At 71.7% G+C, this 14,816-nt stretch carries 15 protein-coding genes and 1 pseudogene; 6 read left to right on the forward strand and 10 right to left on the reverse strand.

The window, feature by feature from the left end:
- Positions 1-176: 176 nt before the first annotated feature.
- The 4 genes from ACFV3R_RS06225 to ACFV3R_RS06240 all read right to left on the reverse strand — a co-directional run bounded on the left by ACFV3R_RS06225 (position 177) and on the right by ACFV3R_RS06240 (position 4,482).
- Complete coding sequence (locus tag ACFV3R_RS06225; RefSeq protein WP_385576287.1) at positions 177-1,544, reverse strand: hypothetical protein; 1,368 nt, start codon at positions 1,542-1,544, stop codon at positions 177-179.
- The gene (locus ACFV3R_RS06230) at positions 1,534-2,118 is read right to left on the reverse strand and encodes a DUF6114 domain-containing protein (RefSeq protein WP_385576290.1); all 585 of its coding nucleotides are present in this window, start codon (positions 2,116-2,118) and stop codon (positions 1,534-1,536) included. The genes ACFV3R_RS06225 and ACFV3R_RS06230 overlap by 11 nt, the downstream gene beginning before the upstream one ends.
- A gap of 129 nt (positions 2,119-2,247) precedes the next feature.
- Positions 2,248-2,871, reverse strand: coding sequence for a DUF6230 family protein (locus ACFV3R_RS06235; protein WP_385576293.1), 624 nt, complete (start codon positions 2,869-2,871; stop codon positions 2,248-2,250).
- Positions 2,872-3,516: 645 nt separating this feature from the next.
- The gene (locus ACFV3R_RS06240) at positions 3,517-4,482 is read right to left on the reverse strand and encodes a tetratricopeptide repeat protein (protein ID WP_385576296.1); all 966 of its coding nucleotides are present in this window, start codon (positions 4,480-4,482) and stop codon (positions 3,517-3,519) included.
- Between the two features lie 338 nt (positions 4,483-4,820).
- Between ACFV3R_RS06240 and ACFV3R_RS06245 the strand changes: the two genes are divergently transcribed.
- Complete coding sequence (locus tag ACFV3R_RS06245) at positions 4,821-5,450, forward strand: TetR/AcrR family transcriptional regulator (protein WP_385576299.1); 630 nt, start codon at positions 4,821-4,823, stop codon at positions 5,448-5,450.
- A 160-nt stretch (positions 5,451-5,610) separates the two neighbouring features.
- Here the strand turns inward: ACFV3R_RS06245 and ACFV3R_RS06250 are convergent, their stop codons facing one another.
- The 3 genes from ACFV3R_RS06250 to ACFV3R_RS06260 all read right to left on the reverse strand — a co-directional run bounded on the left by ACFV3R_RS06250 (position 5,611) and on the right by ACFV3R_RS06260 (position 9,744).
- A complete protein-coding gene (locus ACFV3R_RS06250) occupies positions 5,611-7,065 on the reverse strand; it encodes a sugar porter family MFS transporter (protein ID WP_385576303.1) in 1,455 nt (484 codons plus the stop codon).
- A gap of 548 nt (positions 7,066-7,613) precedes the next feature.
- Positions 7,614-9,314 carry a methylmalonyl-CoA mutase gene (locus ACFV3R_RS06255; protein WP_385576306.1) on the reverse strand — a complete coding sequence of 567 codons (1,701 nt, stop codon included), beginning with the start codon at positions 9,312-9,314 and terminating at the stop codon, positions 7,614-7,616.
- Positions 9,315-9,408: 94 nt separating this feature from the next.
- The gene (locus tag ACFV3R_RS06260; protein WP_385576309.1) at positions 9,409-9,744 is read right to left on the reverse strand and encodes a DUF3817 domain-containing protein; all 336 of its coding nucleotides are present in this window, start codon (positions 9,742-9,744) and stop codon (positions 9,409-9,411) included.
- Positions 9,745-9,928: 184 nt separating this feature from the next.
- Between ACFV3R_RS06260 and ACFV3R_RS06265 the strand changes: the two genes are divergently transcribed.
- A complete protein-coding gene (locus tag ACFV3R_RS06265) occupies positions 9,929-10,438 on the forward strand; it encodes a MarR family winged helix-turn-helix transcriptional regulator (protein WP_385576312.1) in 510 nt (169 codons plus the stop codon).
- A 31-nt stretch (positions 10,439-10,469) separates the two neighbouring features.
- Here the strand turns inward: ACFV3R_RS06265 and ACFV3R_RS06270 are convergent, their stop codons facing one another.
- Complete coding sequence (locus ACFV3R_RS06270) at positions 10,470-10,763, reverse strand: MTH1187 family thiamine-binding protein (RefSeq protein WP_385576315.1); 294 nt, start codon at positions 10,761-10,763, stop codon at positions 10,470-10,472.
- Positions 10,760-11,104 (reverse strand): DUF3817 domain-containing protein, encoded by a 345-nt coding sequence (locus ACFV3R_RS06275; RefSeq protein WP_385576318.1) that lies wholly within the window; start codon positions 11,102-11,104, stop codon positions 10,760-10,762. Before ACFV3R_RS06275 ends, ACFV3R_RS06270 begins: the two co-directional genes overlap by 4 nt.
- A 211-nt stretch (positions 11,105-11,315) precedes the next feature.
- Here ACFV3R_RS06275 and ACFV3R_RS06280 point away from each other — a divergent pair, with 211 nt between their 5' ends.
- The 4 genes from ACFV3R_RS06280 (at position 11,316) to ACFV3R_RS06295 (ending at position 13,936) form a co-directional block, all read left to right on the forward strand.
- Positions 11,316-11,954: an AIM24 family protein gene (locus ACFV3R_RS06280; protein WP_385576321.1), complete on the forward strand. Its 639-nt coding sequence runs from the start codon at positions 11,316-11,318 to the stop codon at positions 11,952-11,954.
- On the forward strand, positions 11,954-12,604 hold the full coding sequence (locus tag ACFV3R_RS06285) for an AIM24 family protein (protein ID WP_385576324.1): 651 nt from the start codon (positions 11,954-11,956) through the stop codon (positions 12,602-12,604). Before ACFV3R_RS06280 ends, ACFV3R_RS06285 begins: the two co-directional genes overlap by 1 nt.
- A complete protein-coding gene (locus ACFV3R_RS06290) occupies positions 12,601-13,371 on the forward strand; it encodes an AIM24 family protein (RefSeq protein ID WP_385576327.1) in 771 nt (256 codons plus the stop codon). Before ACFV3R_RS06285 ends, ACFV3R_RS06290 begins: the two co-directional genes overlap by 4 nt.
- A gap of 64 nt (positions 13,372-13,435) precedes the next feature.
- Positions 13,436-13,936 (forward strand): MarR family winged helix-turn-helix transcriptional regulator, encoded by a 501-nt coding sequence (locus ACFV3R_RS06295; protein WP_385576330.1) that lies wholly within the window; start codon positions 13,436-13,438, stop codon positions 13,934-13,936.
- A gap of 350 nt (positions 13,937-14,286) precedes the next feature.
- Here ACFV3R_RS06295 and ACFV3R_RS06300 read toward each other — a convergent pair.
- Positions 14,287-14,721: pseudogene (locus ACFV3R_RS06300) on the reverse strand (DoxX family protein); the annotation flags it as partial.
- Between the last annotated feature and the right edge of the window lie 95 nt (positions 14,722-14,816).

Genomic DNA, 14,816 nt, shown 5'->3' on the forward strand with positions numbered 1-14,816 from the left:
TCACCACCCCGCCCCCGCCGTGGCCGGCTCTGCCCCCGGGGGGCGCCCCACGGCCGTCGTGCGGCTCCCGGAGGGTCTCCGGCGACGGGGGCCGATGGGCCGCGAGGCGTCCGGTTCGTCCGTCAGTTCGACTCCCGGGTCGTGATGTCCAGGGTCGGGGTGGTACGTGGGGTGGGTCAGCTCGTCGAGTAGGCGTGCAGCCCGGGGATGTGCAGGTTGCCGCCGAACTGGCCGGCCTGGTCGAGCGAGACGTCCGTGAAGATCGCGAACGGGACGTTGATGGGCGGCGGGTGCTCGGCGTCGAAGACGATCGGGATGAGACCGAAGAGGTTGCCCTGCAGGCGCTCGGTGTACATCGTGATCGGTCCGCCGGTGAACTTCGAGGTGGAGCCCTTGGCGGCCTCGGTGTGGAAGACCGTGCCGTCGGACTCCTTGAAGGTCTGCTTCAGGTCACCGATGTCGATGCTGTCGGCGGTGAACTTCAGGACCTGCTTGCGGGTGCCGTTGGCCGTGGTGACGTTCACGACGCCCTTGTAGTCGAGCGAACGCAGCGTGAGCGAGCTGGCGTCCAGGTGCCACGGGGTGTCGGGCAGCACCCCGGGGGTCTGCTCGTCCGTGCCGTCGACCTTCTTCTCCACCACGCAGGGGAAGGGCTTCTTGCCGTCCTGGCCGGTGGCCTCGCTCGCCGAGGGCGAGGGGGTGGCGGTCGCCTTCCCGTCCCCGGCCGGGTCCTTCGCGGCGGAACCCTTGGCGGAGTCGTCCTTGGCGGCGTCGTCCTTCGAGGCGGAGGAGCCCTTGCCGGGGGCAGGCGTGGACCCCGTGGAGCTGTGCCCGCTCCCCGCGGCCTTCGGCTCTGCCGTCTCGGAGCCCGCCGCACCGGAGGGGCTGGGTGAGGCGCTCGGGGTCGCCGCCGCCTCGTCGTCCTTGCTGCCGCCCAGTCCCAGCACCTTGCCCAGGCCCAGCGGGTCGTACCAGGGGTTCTCCGACTCCTTCTCGGAGCTCTGGTCCTCGCTGCCCTGCGCCGAGGAGCCGGGCGCAGGGGTGGCGCTCGGCGCTGTCTTGTCGGAGGCGCCCGCCGAGGCGTCGGAGCCACCGCTCCTGCCGGTGGTGGAGCCCGCCTTCGCGGTGTCCCCGCCCGAGGCGGTGTCGTCCTTGCCGCTCTTCGTGCTGTCGGCGGTGGACTTGCCGGCGTCGTCCTGCTTCTTCTTGTCCGCGTCGGTGCTCTTCCCGTCCTCGGGGGAGGCGGAGGAGTCCGGCGCGCTCACGCAGGGGCCGTCGCGGAAGGGGCTCTGCGACTGCGGCTTGGCGAGGGCGAGCTGGGGGGTGAGCCCCATGCCCATCAGCACGGCGGAGGGCATCGCCGCCAGGGCGATCGCCTTCCCCGCGGGCAGGTGCAGCCGGTTGAACAGCGGTTTCCTGGGGGCGGCGTGGCGTCCTCTGCCGCCGCCGGCGGCGGCTGCGCCCGTTCTCCCCCGCGCCTGGGCGGGGGTGCCCTCACCCGCCCACGGCGTGGACGCCCCTTCCAGGGGCTCGTCAGCCGGCACGGTGCCTCCCGTTCGTCCCGTTGGTCGGGCTCGTTCCTGACAGGTCGTCCGAAGCGCCCGTCCCGACGCCCCCTCCGGCCGTGGCACCCGGGAAGCCGAGCGGTTGCGGCTGCTCGGGCACCCGCGCCTCCCCGGTCGCGGCGTCGGTGGCCGGCGTCTGGGCGCCGGCGCTCACCGGCCTGGCCGGCCCCCAGGAGACGGCGAGCGCGCCGCCGATGAGCCCGAGGAGGAAGCCGACGAAGAAGGCGCCGAAGTTGGAGACGACGAGGGAGACCAGGGACAGCAGGATCGCGGCCACACCGGCGAAGACCCGCGAGGCGGGCTGGAACCACATGGTCAGCCCCAGCACGACGAGCAGCACGCCGATGATCAGCGAGCCGGCGCCGGCGGTCGTCGCCATACGCACGGTCAGGGAACCGATGGTGAGGTTCGCATAGGGGATGTACATGATCGGAATGCCGGCCAGCAGGGTCAGCAGTCCGCCCCAGAACGGGCGTTGACCGCGCCATCCCCGGAACGCGTGGCGCTTCTCGCCGAAGTTCTCGCTCAGGCGTGGTCGCGTGTCGGCGCTCATGTCGTACAGCTCCTTGGGACTGGCGTTTCGGTGGTACGTGAGCTGGAGCGCGAAGCACTGAACGCGGACGGGCGCGGGACCACGACCCGAGAGCCGTACCGACTCGCCCGCACCCGTACGCTCAGTGCGTCAGTAGCACTCGTGCTTGCCCTTGGTGACGTTCATCTTCAGGCCGCTCAGCTGGAAGGTGCCGGCGGTCGTCGCCCACGCCGTCTGCTTGACGCCGGTCAGCGTCGCGGACTCGGCCTGCTGGGCGAAGGAGCCGGGGTCGGCCTTGCCCTTGTCACCCGGGCTCATGCCGGGGCCCTTGGTGGACGAACCGGCGGCCACACCGATGTCGATGTTGTTGAACGTCGCGTCGGCGCTCAGCTCGTCGAGGTCGATGTAGAGGTTCTTCGCCTCCACCGGCTTCCCGCCGCCGCCCGCCTTGAGCTGAAGCGAGACGTCACCGAAGACCGGGACGGGGACCACGACCGACTGGCACAGGTTCTGGATCTTGGCGTTCGAGAACCCCGAGACCGCAACCGGCACCTGCTTGTCGCCCGTCTGGGCATCGACGGCGCCGTACTGGACGAACCCCGTGCCGTCCAGCCGGTCGGCCGACACCTTGAACTGCTGACCCGACACGCTGAACGACGCCGCCAGCGCCCCCTGCGAGAGGGCCACACCGATCGCGGCGGTCGCCGCGACGCTCGGCACCATGACGACGGCGAACCGCTTCCATCTGGTCCCGCCACGAGCCTGGGACTCCATGACTTTCCTCCTTCTCGGACGTACATCTCCAAAGGCCGGCTGCGGACCGACGCCTGGGATGGGAGAAGTGCTACGTCCTCGGGAAGGAGAGCGCCGTCTACCGAAACGTGTGATGTGCTTCCGTATCACCGGCGATCACCCCCGAGCGACAACCACTGGGCCACGCTCCCGCGAGGCCGCTGCGGACAGGCCCTGCCGGTGAGCAGGGACCCCCCTGTCCGCGTAGGCCGGCGCCACTGCCCGCCGACCACTCGGTGGGGACCCGAAAACCCGCGTCCGCCGACCGGCTGCCGGCTGCGCGGGGAGGGACCGAGCGTGGCCGATCGTTGTCGATTACCGGCCGTCGCACAAGGGGTTCATTACTTGCGAGTAACGGGCAGATCACCACGCCGCGACGGTACGACACCGACCGGGCACGCACGGTCGTCGCACCCGGAAGGAGGAAACGGGCACTTCCAGGAGGAAGTACCTCACATCTCTGAAGATCTGTTACTTCTAGTAACAGACACTTTCCTTATCAAGATTTGGTAAAGGAAACGCCTGTTCGACAACTTTGATGGCGTGCAGACCGTCCCCGCCCGCCGCCCCGGTGCGCCCGGCGGCGACGAGCGGGGGTGTCCGGCCGCTTCCTCTGCGGCCCTCAGATCAGAACAGCACCCTCGCCAGCGCGGTGCGGGCCGCGGTCACCCGGGGGTCGTCGGCACCGATGACCTCGAAGAGCTGCAGCAGCCTCAGGCGCGCGGCCTCCCGGTCGTCACCGGCGGTCCGGCGGACGGTGTCCACCAACCGCCCGAACGCGTCCTCGACGTGACCGCCCACCAGGTCCAGGTCGGCGGCCCGGAGCTGGGCCTGCACGTCACCGGGGGCGTCGGCCGCGGCCTTGCGCACCTCCGCGGCGTCCAGCCCCTCGACCCGGCCGAGCAGTTCGGCCTGGGCGAGCCCGAGCAGCGCCTCGGGGTTGGCGGGGTCGTCGGAGAGGACGTTCTTGTACGCGCGGACCGCGCCACCCAGGTCACCGGAGTCGAGCGCCGCCGTCGCCGCCTCCAGCAGGGCGTCGTAGGGGCCGGCGGGCTGCGGCGCGGCCTCGGCCTCGGCGGGCTCGGCGCCCGGGGCCACCGGGGTGCCGACGATGCCGAACTGCTGCTCGGCGGCCTGGATGAGCTGGTCCAGCACCTGCTTGATCTGCTCCTCGGGGGCGGCCCCCTGGAACAGCGGCACCGGCTGGCCCGCGATCACCGCGAAGACGGCGGGGATGCCCTGCACGCCGAACTGCTGGAGCAGCATCTGGTTGGCGGCGGCGTCGATCTTGGCGAGCACGAAGGCTCCGGCGTACTCCCGCGCGAGCCGCTCCAGGACGGGGTCGAGCTGCCGGCACGGCTCGTAGCCCTCTGCCCAGAAGTCGACGACGACGGGCACCTCGGTGGAGCGCTGGAGGACCTCCTGCTGGAAGCCCGCCTCGTCGACGTCGACGACCAGACGCCCGGCGGCCGGGGCGGCACCGGTACGGGCGGCCTCGGCCCGAGCCTGCTCGGCCTTCTGCTTCGCCTCGCCGGCCGCCTTCACCGCGGCGAGGTCGACGACTCCACTCATGGACATGTTCCGTGGCTGCATGGGTCCATCCTCCCCCCTCGGCGGCCCACCGCGAAAAGCGGTGCGCGGGTGTCCGGTGCGCACTCCCCGGCCCCGGCGCCGCCGGCGTCTTCCGGCGGGTGCCGGACCCGCTCGGTCCGTCCGGTCGCCGGCGGACGGGTCCCCACCCACCGCCGGCAGGGCGCGACCGGGGGCCGCGCCGGTGCGGTTGTCGCGTCCACACCTCAAGCTTTCGCTACGCGTCGTAGCGTATCTCCCGCACCCTCCGGCGCGGCAGCCCCGCCGGCCACCCGCTTCGGTGATCTGTCTCACGCGACCGGGGCCGGGCGGTGCGCGCGCCCCCGACGTAAGGTCCCCGCATGCCGACTCCCGCCAACGACGCCCGGGAGAACCGCCTGGGCCGGCCGCGCAGCGCGACGGCCGACACCGCGATCCTCGACGCCACCCGGGCGGCACTGACCGAACTGGGCTGGAGCGGCCTGACGATGGGAGACGTGGCGGCCCGCGCGGGCGTCGCGAAGACCACGCTCTACCGGCGGTGGCCGCACAAGAACGCCCTCGTCGTCGACGCCGTCGCCCTCCTCTTCGACGAGCTGCGCCTGCCCGACCGCGGCAGTCTGCGCGCCGACGTCGAGGGGGTCGTCCTGCAGTTCGCCGACCTGCTGGCCCGCCCCGAGACGCGGACCTCGCTGATGGCCGTGGTGGCGGAGGCGACCACCGACCCCGAGCTGCGCGACCGCATCCGCGTCGCCGTCGTGGACCGGCAGAAGCGGCTGGTCCTGCTCGGCCGCCGGCGGGCGCAGGAACGCGGCGAGCTCCCCCCGGACTCCGGCGACCCGGAGACCACCGCCCGCAGCGTGGGCCTGATCTTCGACGTCATCGCGGGCACCGTGGTGCACCGGACCCTGATCAGCGCGGAGCCGGTGGACACCGCCTGGGTGCGGGAGTTCACCGAGCTGCTCATCGGCGGGCTGGGCGCGGTCGCCTGAGGACGCGGCGGGCAGGCGGGCCGGGAGCGGGCCCGGGCCCCGCCCGCGGAGCGCGCGGCCCGGCCGCGGGAACGCACGACGCCCCGGTGCCGCGGGGAGCGGCGCCGGGGCGTCGGGGCGTTGCGCGGGAGTTCGGGGCCGTGACCGGCCTCCTGTGCGGCTAGGAAGCCTTGGCGGCCCGGGTGCGGACCTGCCCCGTCATGGCCTCCAGTTCCTCACCCTTCGTCTCGTTGACCTTCGTGCGGGTGAAGACGAACGCCACCACGGCGAAGAACGCGAAGGCGCCGTACAGCCAGGACAGCCCGACCTTCTGGGTCATGGGCTGGAAGGCGAAGGTGACGATGAAGTTGAAGATCCAGTTGGAGGCGGTACCCAGGGCCAGGGCGTAGCCGCGCATCCGGTTCGGGAACATCTCCGCCAGCATGATCCACAGGATCGGGCCCCAGGAGAGGGCGAAGAAGACCACGAAGAGGTTGGCGCCCACCAGGGCGACCGGTCCCCACGCGCCGGGCAGCGAGACGTGCGCGCCGCTGCCGTGCTGCTGGGAGAAGGCGGCGGTGGCCATCAGCAGGCCGACGAGCATGCCGATCGAGCCGATGGAGAGCAGCTTGCGGCGGCCCACCTTGTCGACGAAGAGCATGGAGACGACCGTCATGACAACGTTGACAGCCGCTGTGATCACGGAGGTCACGAACGACTGCGAGCTGCTGAAGCCGACCGACTGCCACAGCGTCGTGGAGTAGTAGAAGATCGCGTTGATGCCGATGAGCTGCTGGAGCGCGGCCATGATGATGCCGATCCAGACCAGCGGGTGCAGACCGAACCGGTTGCCTCGGATGTCGGCGAACGAGGGGCGGTGCTCGGTGGAGATCGTCGTCTTGATCTCCTCGACCTTCGCCTGCGGGTCGGCCTCGCCGCCGACCTTGTGCAGGACGCGGGCGGCCTCCTCGGTCCGGCCGCGGGAGACCAGCCAGCGCGGCGACTCGGGGATCAGGAAGGCGAGGATGCCGTAGACGGCCGCGGGGATCACGCCGACCAGGAACATCCAGCGCCAGGCCTCCATGCCCCACCACAGGTCGCGGGAGGGGCTGCCGGCCCAGTTGGCGAGCAGCGCGTTGGAGCTGAGGACGACGAGCTGGCCGATGGTGATGGCGAGCTGCTGGAGGGAGCCGAGCGCACCGCGGGTGCGGGCCGGGGCCACCTCGGAGATGTAGGCCGGGGCGATCACCGAGGCCACACCGATGCCGAGGCCGCCGACCACGCGCCACACCATCAGGTCGGGCACGGAGAAGGCGGTGGCGGTGCCGACCGAGCTGAGCAGGAAGAGGACCGAACCGATCACCATGACGTTGCGGCGACCGTAGCGGTCCGCCATGCGCCCGGCGAACCATGCGCCGACGGCGCAACCGAGGAGCGCGATGGACACCACGAAGCCGGACATGAAGGAGTTCAGCGCGAAGTGGCTGCCCATCGAGTCGACCGCGCCGTTGATGACGGAGGAGTCGAAGCCGAAGAGGAAACCGCCTACCGCGGCGGCGATGCAGACGCCGAGTGCGCGGCCTCGGTGGTGCTGCGTCGACGGCGTCGTTGCCGTGGGTGTGGCCGTGCCAGTCACAGTGGTTCTGCCTTTCTCTCGGCGCACAACGCGGGTGCGCGTACCCACCCTCGCAGAGTGGATGCAAAACCCACCTGTTGCTCTTCCCACACTGCTGAGCAGCCGGTATGCCGCCAGGTGCCCGCGCAGGGGCCCCTCTCACCCCACCGCCGCGGCTACCGCCCGAACGGCTCAGGGGAGTTGCGGAACCTCCCGTACCGGTGTCGGGGGCGGGCCCGGCCGACCCCGTCCGCCGTCCCGCGTGTGTGAGGCCCGGCACACGGCTACCGGCGGTGACGGGTGGGGACGCGCGGGAGCCGAGGAGGGCGGCGGAGGCCGGGCGGCACGGCACCGGCGCGTACCCCGGGGAGGGGTACGCGCCGGTGCGTGCTGCGAGCCGCGTCCCCGTCCGGCCGGACGGGGCTCCTCGGCACGTGGCCCCGGGCCGGGCTCCGCCGGCCTGCCCGTCCGGTGCGGACGTGGCGCGGCCCGTCCAGGGAGTGTCGCCGCCCGGCCGGAAACGGCCGCGGGAGGACGCGTCTGCGCTGCGAGGCGGGCGGGGGCAGGCCTCAGAAGCCCGAGGGCTCGGTGTACACCCCCCACTCCTCCCGCAGCGCGTCGCAGATCTCGCCGAGGGTGGCCTCGGCGCGGACCGCGTCCAGCATGGGCCCGATCATGTTGCTGCCGTCCCGGGCGGCCCGGAGCATGGCGTCGAGCGCGGCCCGGACACGGCTGTCGTCGCGCAGGTCGCGGCGGGCCCCGAGGGTGCGGACCTGGTCGAGTTCCACCTCGTGGCTGACGCGGAGGATCTCCAGGTCGCCGGTGACCGAGCCCTCGTGGCAGTTGACGCCGACGATCCTCTTGTCGCCCTTCTCCAGCGCACGCTGGTAGGTGAAGGCCGACTCGGCGATCTCGCCGGTGAACCAGCCGTCCTCGATGCCGCGCAGGATGCCGGAGGTCATCGGCCCCACCGGGTACTGCCCGTCGGGGACGGCCAGGGCGGCGCGCTCCCTGATGCGCTCGAAGATCCGCTCCGCGTCGGCCTCGATGCGGTCGGTGAGCTGCTCCACGTACCAGGAGCCGCCCAGCGGGTCGGCGACGTTGCCCACCCCCGTCTCCTCCATCAGCACCTGCTGGGTGCGCAGGGCGATCTCCGCGGCCTGCTCGCTGGGCAGGGCGAGGGTCTCGTCCAGGGCGTTGGTGTGGAGGGAGTTGGTGCCGCCGAGGACGGCGGCGAGCGCCTCCACCGCGGTGCGCACCACGTTGTTGTAGGGCTGCTGGGCGGTGAGGGAGACCCCGGCGGTCTGGGTGTGGAACCGCAGCCACTGGGCCTTCTCGCTCTTCGCCCCGTACACCTCGCGCATCCAGCGGGCCCAGATGCGGCGGGCGGCGCGGAACTTCGCGATCTCCTCGAAGAAGTCGACGTGCGCGTCGAAGAAGAAGGACAGGCCGGGTGCGAAGAGGTCCACGTCCAGACCCCGCGAGAGGCCGAGCTCGACGTAGGCGAAACCGTCCGCGAGGGTGTAGGCCAGTTCCTGCGCCGCCGTGGAGCCGGCCTCCCGGATGTGGTAGCCGGAGACCGAGAGCGGCTTGTAGGCGGGGATGCCGGCCGCGCAGTGCTCCATGAGGTCGCCGATGAGGCGCAGGTGCGGCTCGGGCGGGAAGAGCCACTCCTTCTGGGCGATGTACTCCTTGAAGATGTCGGTCTGGAGGGTGCCGTTGAGGGTGGCGGTGTCGACACCCTGCCGCTCGGCCGCGACCAGGTACATGCAGAAGACGGGGACCGCGGGGCCGGAGATGGTCATGGAGGTGGTGACCTCGCCGAGCGGGATGCCGTCGAAGAGGATCTCCATGTCGGCGGCGGAGTCGATGGCCACCCCGCAGTGGCCGACCTCACCCAGCGCTCGGGGGTCGTCGGAGTCGCGCCCCATCAGCGTCGGCATGTCGAACGCCACCGAGAGACCGCCGCCGCCGCCCGCGAGGAGCATCTTGTAGCGCTCGTTGGTCTGGTGGGCGTTGCCGAAGCCGGCGAACTGGCGGATGGTCCAGGTCCGGCCCCGGTAGCCGGTGGCGTACAGCCCCCGCGTATAGGGGTACTCCCCCGGCCAGCCGATCCGTTCGAAGCCCTCGTAGCTGTCGCCGGGACGGGGGCCGTAGACGGGGTCGACCCGGTCCCCGGAGAGCGTGGTGAAATCGGCGTCGCGCTTGCGGGCGGCGTCGTACCGGGCCTGCCAGCGACGGCGGCCCTCCTCGATGGCGTGAGCGTCCATACCCCCGAATTTACTTGGACGTCCAACTATTTGTCGACGGCAGAGGCGCCGCAGGAACGGCGGACCGGCCCGCGGCGCCCGGCGCACAGGACCCTCAGGCCTCGACGGGCTCCCCGCGGGGGGCTTCCACCAGGCCGTTCTCGACCTCGCGGGTGACCTTGCGCTCCACAAAGAACGCAGCCGTGGGGATCGTGCCGGCGATCAGCACCCAGAGCAGCTTGCCGAACGGCCAGCGCGCCTTGGAGCCGAGGTCGAAGGCGAAGACCAGGTAGACGATGAAGAGCACACCGTGGATCTGCGCGACGACCAGCGTCAGGCTCTCGCCCACCCCGAAGCCGTACTTGGCGACCATGCAGGCGCACAGGACGAGGAGCATCACCGCGGTGAGATAGGCCATGACCCGGTAGCGGGTCAGCACGCTCTTTTTCATGGGACCGAGCGTAACCACACGTTCCGGGGCGATCTTCGCCACCCCCCGGGCGGGGGCGCGGCGTCCGCACGCCGTTGACGCCGGGCCCCGGCCGAGGGACGGGCCCACCGCGCCGTGGCGGCGGGCAGGGGCCGGGCGGGCCCTGGAAGGCTTCCGGTGCAGGGCACCGACTATCGTGCACAGCGTGCCGAAGCCCCTGAGCCTCTCCTTCGACCCCATCCAGCGCGCCGACGACCTGTGGCGGCAGCGCTGGGGCGCCGTGCCCGCCATGGCGGCGATCACCTCGGTCATGCGGGCGCAGCAGATCCTCCTGTCGGAGGTCGACACCGTCGTCAAGCCCTACGGTCTGACCTTCGCCCGGTACGAGGCGCTGGTGCTGCTCACCTTCTCGCGCGCCGGGGAGCTGCCGATGTCCAAGATCGGCGAGCGGCTGATGGTGCACCCGACGTCGGTGACCAACACCGTGGACCGCCTGGTGAAGGCGGGTCTGGTGGCCAAGCGGCCCAACCCCAACGACGGCCGCGGCACCCTCGCCTCGATCACCGAGAAGGGCCGCGAGGTGTGCGACGCCGCCACCCGCGACCTGATGGAGATGGACTTCGGTCTGGGCGTCTACGACGAGCAGGGCTGCGCGGACATCTTCACGCTGTTCAAGCCGCTGCGGGTGGCGGCGGGCGACTTCAAGGACGAGTGAGGCGCCGGGGTCTCCCTCCCCGGCCCGCGGCCTACTCGGACAGGTACCGCTCGACGGTCTCGACCTTCGAGGTCAGACCGTCGGTGACGCCCGGCCGGATGTCGGCCTTGAGCACCAGCGAGACCCGGCCGGCGCGCTGCTCCACGGCGGCGACGGCACGCCGGACGACGTCCATGACCTCGTCCCACTCGCCCTCAAGGGTGGTGAACATCGCGTCGGTGCGGTTGGGCAGGCCGGAGGCGCGCACCACCCGCACCGCCTCGGCCACGTACTCCCCCACGTCCTCGCCGACGCCGAGCGGGCTGACGGAGAAGGCGACGATCATGCGTTCACCACTCCCTCGCGGCGGGCGCGGGCGGCGATGACCGAGGCCTCGGACTCGCGGCGCAGCATCCGCTCGGCGAAGAACCCGCCGGTGGGCAGGACGGACAGGACGAAGTAGCCGGCGGCGCGCCCGGGCGACCACCGGGTGCGGTTCCAGGCGTCGGCCCAGAACAGCACGTAGAGCACGAAGAGCACGCCGTGGACCATCCCCATGACCGGCACGGCGTCGAAGTCCGTGGTGCGCTTGAGCACCGAGCACACCAGGAGCAGGAGGAAGGAGACGGCTTCGGGGAGGGAGATCAGCCGCAGGCGGTGCATGGCGGCGGCGGTCTTGATGTCCACGGGGGTACCTCGTTCCGGCGACGTGGACCGGGCGGTGGGCCCGGCCGCGTCCACCAGGTGGGTCGGTCGGTGATCGTCTTTGTGAATCGGCGCACAAGCGTGCCTCGTCATTGTGTCAGCCCCGCCGGGTCCGTCCCGCGCCGGGGCGGCCGGGCGAGGGTGGTTCCGCGTCCCCCTGCCACCGGCCGTCCCCGCCCGCTACCTTCGGTGAGTGGCTCAGTTCCGGCTCGAAGGAAGCAAGGTGCTCGCGGTCGACATGGCCGGCGACGCCGTCAAGGCGAAGAACGGCGCGATGGTGGCCTACGAGGGCCGGATGTCGTTCAAGAAGATGACGGGGGGCGGTGAGGGGCTGCGGGGGATGGTCACCCGGCGGCTGACCGGTGAACAGATGACGGTCATGGAGGTCAAGGGGCACGGCACCTGCTACTTCGCGGACCGGGCGACCCAGATCAACCTGGTGACGCTGCACGGCGAGAAGCTGTACGTGGAGGCCTCCAACCTGCTGTGCACCGACGCGGCGCTGCGGACCGGGACGACGTTCACCGGCCTGCGCGGCGCCTCGCAGGGCAACGGCCTGTTCACCACCACCGTCGAGGGCAGCGGCCAGGCCGCCCTCACCTCGGACGGGCCCGCGGTGGTGCTGCGCGTGACCCGGGACCACCCCCTCCAGGTGGACCCGGGGGCGTACGTGGCGCACACCGGCGAGCTGAGGCAGCACCTCCAGTCGGGCGTCACCTTCCGCACCTTCATGGGTGAGGGCTCGGGCGAGGCGTTCCAGATCCGGTTCGAGGGCGAGGGACTGGTGTACGTCCAGCCCAGCGAGCGCAACACCCTCGGAGGGCAGGTCTGATGCCGTTCACGATGCTCAACCCGAAGATGGTGCAGGCCGAGGTGGTGCCGGGGCAGCGGCTGTTCAGCCAGCGCGGCGCGATGCTCGCCTACCGCGGCCAGGTGACCTTCACCCCGAACCTGCAGGGCGGCCAGGGCGGGTTCGGTTCGATGATCGGCCGGCGGGTCGCAGGCGAGGCGGCGCCGCTGATGACGGTCGAGGGGCAGGGGCAGGTGATGTTCGGCCACGGGGGCCACCACGTCCACGTCGTCGACCTGCGCGGCGAGACGCTCTACGTCGAGGCGGACCGGCTGCTGGCCTTCGACGGTTCGCTGCGGCAGTCCACGATGTTCATGGGATCGCAGGGCGGTGTGATGGGGATCGTGCGGGGACAGGTCACCGGGCAGGGCCTGTTCACCACCACGTTGCAGGGCGCCGGCTCGGTGGCGGTGATGGCGCACGGCGGCGTCCTGGAACTGCCCATCACCCCGCAGCGCCCGGTCCACGTGGATCCGCAGGCCTACGTGGCCCACCGCGGCGAGGTACGCAACAAGCTCTCCACGGCACTGGGCTGGCGGGACATGGTGGGACGCGGTTCGGGTGAGGCGTTCCAGCTGGAGCTGTCGGGGCAGGGAACGGTGTACGTGCAGGCTTCGGAGGACAAGCTGTGACCGGTGCGCCCCAGTACGACGTGTATTCGCTTCCGGTGGACGACAACGTCAACCCCTACGCCTTCAGCGTGGAGTTGAACGGGCAGTGGTTCCTCCAGAAGGGCAAGATGATCGCCTACTACGGGCAGATCGAGTTCCAGGGGATCGGCCACGGCCACCTGGACGCACTGGTGGCCTCCAGCTTCCACTCGCCGCTGCACGCCGCGGACTGGGTGGTCGCCGAGGGCCGGGGGAAGATGCTGCTGGCCGACCGGGCCTTCGACGTCAACTCCTACGACCTGGACGAGGGCAACCTGACGATCCGGTCCGGCAACCTCCTGGCGTTCCAGCCCTCCCTCGCCCTGAAGCAGTCGATCATCCCCGGCTTCGTGACGCTGCTGGGCACCGGGAAGTTCGTGGCCGCCTCCAACGGGCCGGTGGTCTTCGTGGAGCCGCCGATCCGGGTGGACCCACAGGCGCTGGTGGGCTGGGCGGACTGCCCTTCGCCCTGCCACCACTACGACCACGCCTACCTGCGGGGCTTCCTCGGCGGGGTCCGGGCGCTGACCGGGGTGGGCGGGGCCTCCGGCGAGGAGCACCAGTTCGAGTTCGTGGGGGCGGGTACCGTACTCCTCCAGTCCACCGAGGTGCTCATGCCGGAGGCGGCGACCGGAGCGGTCCCGCACGAGGAGGGCGTCCCCCAGGGGCCCGGCGGGGGCCACGGCGGCTCGGGGGCGTCCTCGTTCCCGGGCGGACTCGGGGAGCTGGGCCGCCGCTTCGGCCTCTGAGTCCGGGGCGTCCACCCCCGCAAAAATTAGTTCGAAATTAAACTTCTATGGGTATCATGGAGTCATGAGCACCGACGGCGTCACCGAGCCCCCCCTCGACAGCGACGTTCCCTGGCTGACGGGTCAGGAGCAGGCGGCCTGGCGCACCCATCTGGAGGTCAACCGTCTCCTCACCCACCAGCTGGAGCGCGACCTCCAGCCCTTCGGGCTGACGATGAACGACTACGAGATCCTGGTCCACCTCTCCGAGGCCGAGGACCACCGGACCCGGATGACCGACCTGGCCGCCGCCACGCTCCAGTCCAAGAGCCGGCTCTCGCACCAGATCACCCGCATGGAGAACGCCGGCCTGGTGCGCCGCGAGCACTGCGAGTCCGACCGGCGGGGCCTGTTCGCCGTCCTGACCGAGACCGGCTGGGAGACGATGCGCAAGGTGGCCCCGCACCACGTCGCCTCGGTCCGGGAGCACTTCATCGACCTGTTCAGCCCCGAGGGACTGGCGACGCTGCACACCTCCCTCACCCCGGTCGCCGAGCACCTGCGGGGATGCCGGGGCCGCCCCTGAGCCCCGGTGGGTCCCCCGTACGCGACGGCGGCAGGCCCCCGCACCCGGTGGGGGCGTGGGGGCCTGCCGCGTCCTCGCGCGTGCGGGGCGCCGGGTCAGCCGATCGGCAGCCGCTCGCTGATCCTGCCCGCGGTGTAGCCGGCCTTGCCGCTCCACTTGGCGGTGCGCAGCCAATGGCGTCCGGTGGCCCTGGCCAGCCGGGCCCCGGCCTTCGCCCCACCCTTGGCGCCGCAGCGCGCGGTGTGGCCGCCCGCCTTCGCGGTGTGGCCGCCGGCCTTCACGCCGCGGGAGCCGGCCTTCGCCAGCAGGCCCGCCCGGCCGCCGCCCTTGGCGGCACCGTGCACGGCCGAGTGGGCCGCGTGCCGGCCGCGCCAGGCGAGCGAGGGGCGGCCGCCGGTGTCGGCGGCGCAGATCAGCAGTCCGCCGAGCATGGAGAGGTTCTTCATGAAGTGGATCTTCTGGCCGGCCCGCTCCTGCTCGTCCTCCGCCTCCCAGAAGCGGTGGCCCGCCCAGGTGGTGGGCACCAGCGTCGCCGCGAGGGCCAGGGCCGACAGCCGGGGCACCTTGCCGAAGGCGAGCAGCGTCCCGGCGGCCATCTGCACGGCGCCGTTGAGCCGCACGGCGCTGGCGGTCTGCTCCGGCAGGAAGGGCACCTGGTCGATGACGGGCCGGACGACCGGCTCGGCGAGCGGTGCGACGCGCTCCGGATTGCGGAGCGTCTCGTAGCCGGCGGTGACGAAGATCGAAGCCAGCATCGGGCGGGCGACAGCTCTCAGAAGCGACATGACTTCCCACTTGCCCGGACGATGGCCGGATAATCACCATGCGCTGACGGGTCGACCGCATGGCGTAGCGGCCCCGGGCCGGGCCCTGCGCCTGC

The sequence above is a fragment of the Streptomyces sp. NPDC059740 genome (assembly GCF_042733155.1).
GTDB lineage: Bacteria > Actinomycetota > Actinomycetes > Streptomycetales > Streptomycetaceae > Streptomyces.

What these genes read in the sequence shown, in the direction of transcription:
- ACFV3R_RS06230 (WP_385576290.1), bottom strand. Translation starts at nt 2,118, where the DNA reads ATGAGCGCCGACACGCGACCACGCCTGAGCGAGAACTTCGGCGAGAAG.
- ACFV3R_RS06235 (WP_385576293.1), bottom strand. Translation starts at nt 2,871, where the DNA reads ATGGAGTCCCAGGCTCGTGGCGGGACCAGATGGAAGCGGTTCGCCGTC.
- ACFV3R_RS06240 (WP_385576296.1), bottom strand. Translation starts at nt 4,482, where the DNA reads ATGCAGCCACGGAACATGTCCATGAGTGGAGTCGTCGACCTCGCCGCG.
- ACFV3R_RS06245 (WP_385576299.1), top strand. Translation starts at nt 4,821, where the DNA reads ATGCCGACTCCCGCCAACGACGCCCGGGAGAACCGCCTGGGCCGGCCG.
- ACFV3R_RS06255 (WP_385576306.1), bottom strand. Translation starts at nt 9,314, where the DNA reads ATGGACGCTCACGCCATCGAGGAGGGCCGCCGTCGCTGGCAGGCCCGG.
- ACFV3R_RS06260 (WP_385576309.1), bottom strand. Translation starts at nt 9,744, where the DNA reads ATGAAAAAGAGCGTGCTGACCCGCTACCGGGTCATGGCCTATCTCACC.
- ACFV3R_RS06270 (WP_385576315.1), bottom strand. Translation starts at nt 10,763, where the DNA reads ATGATCGTCGCCTTCTCCGTCAGCCCGCTCGGCGTCGGCGAGGACGTG.
- ACFV3R_RS06285 (WP_385576324.1), top strand. Translation starts at nt 11,954, where the DNA reads ATGCCGTTCACGATGCTCAACCCGAAGATGGTGCAGGCCGAGGTGGTG.
- ACFV3R_RS06295 (WP_385576330.1), top strand. Translation starts at nt 13,436, where the DNA reads ATGAGCACCGACGGCGTCACCGAGCCCCCCCTCGACAGCGACGTTCCC.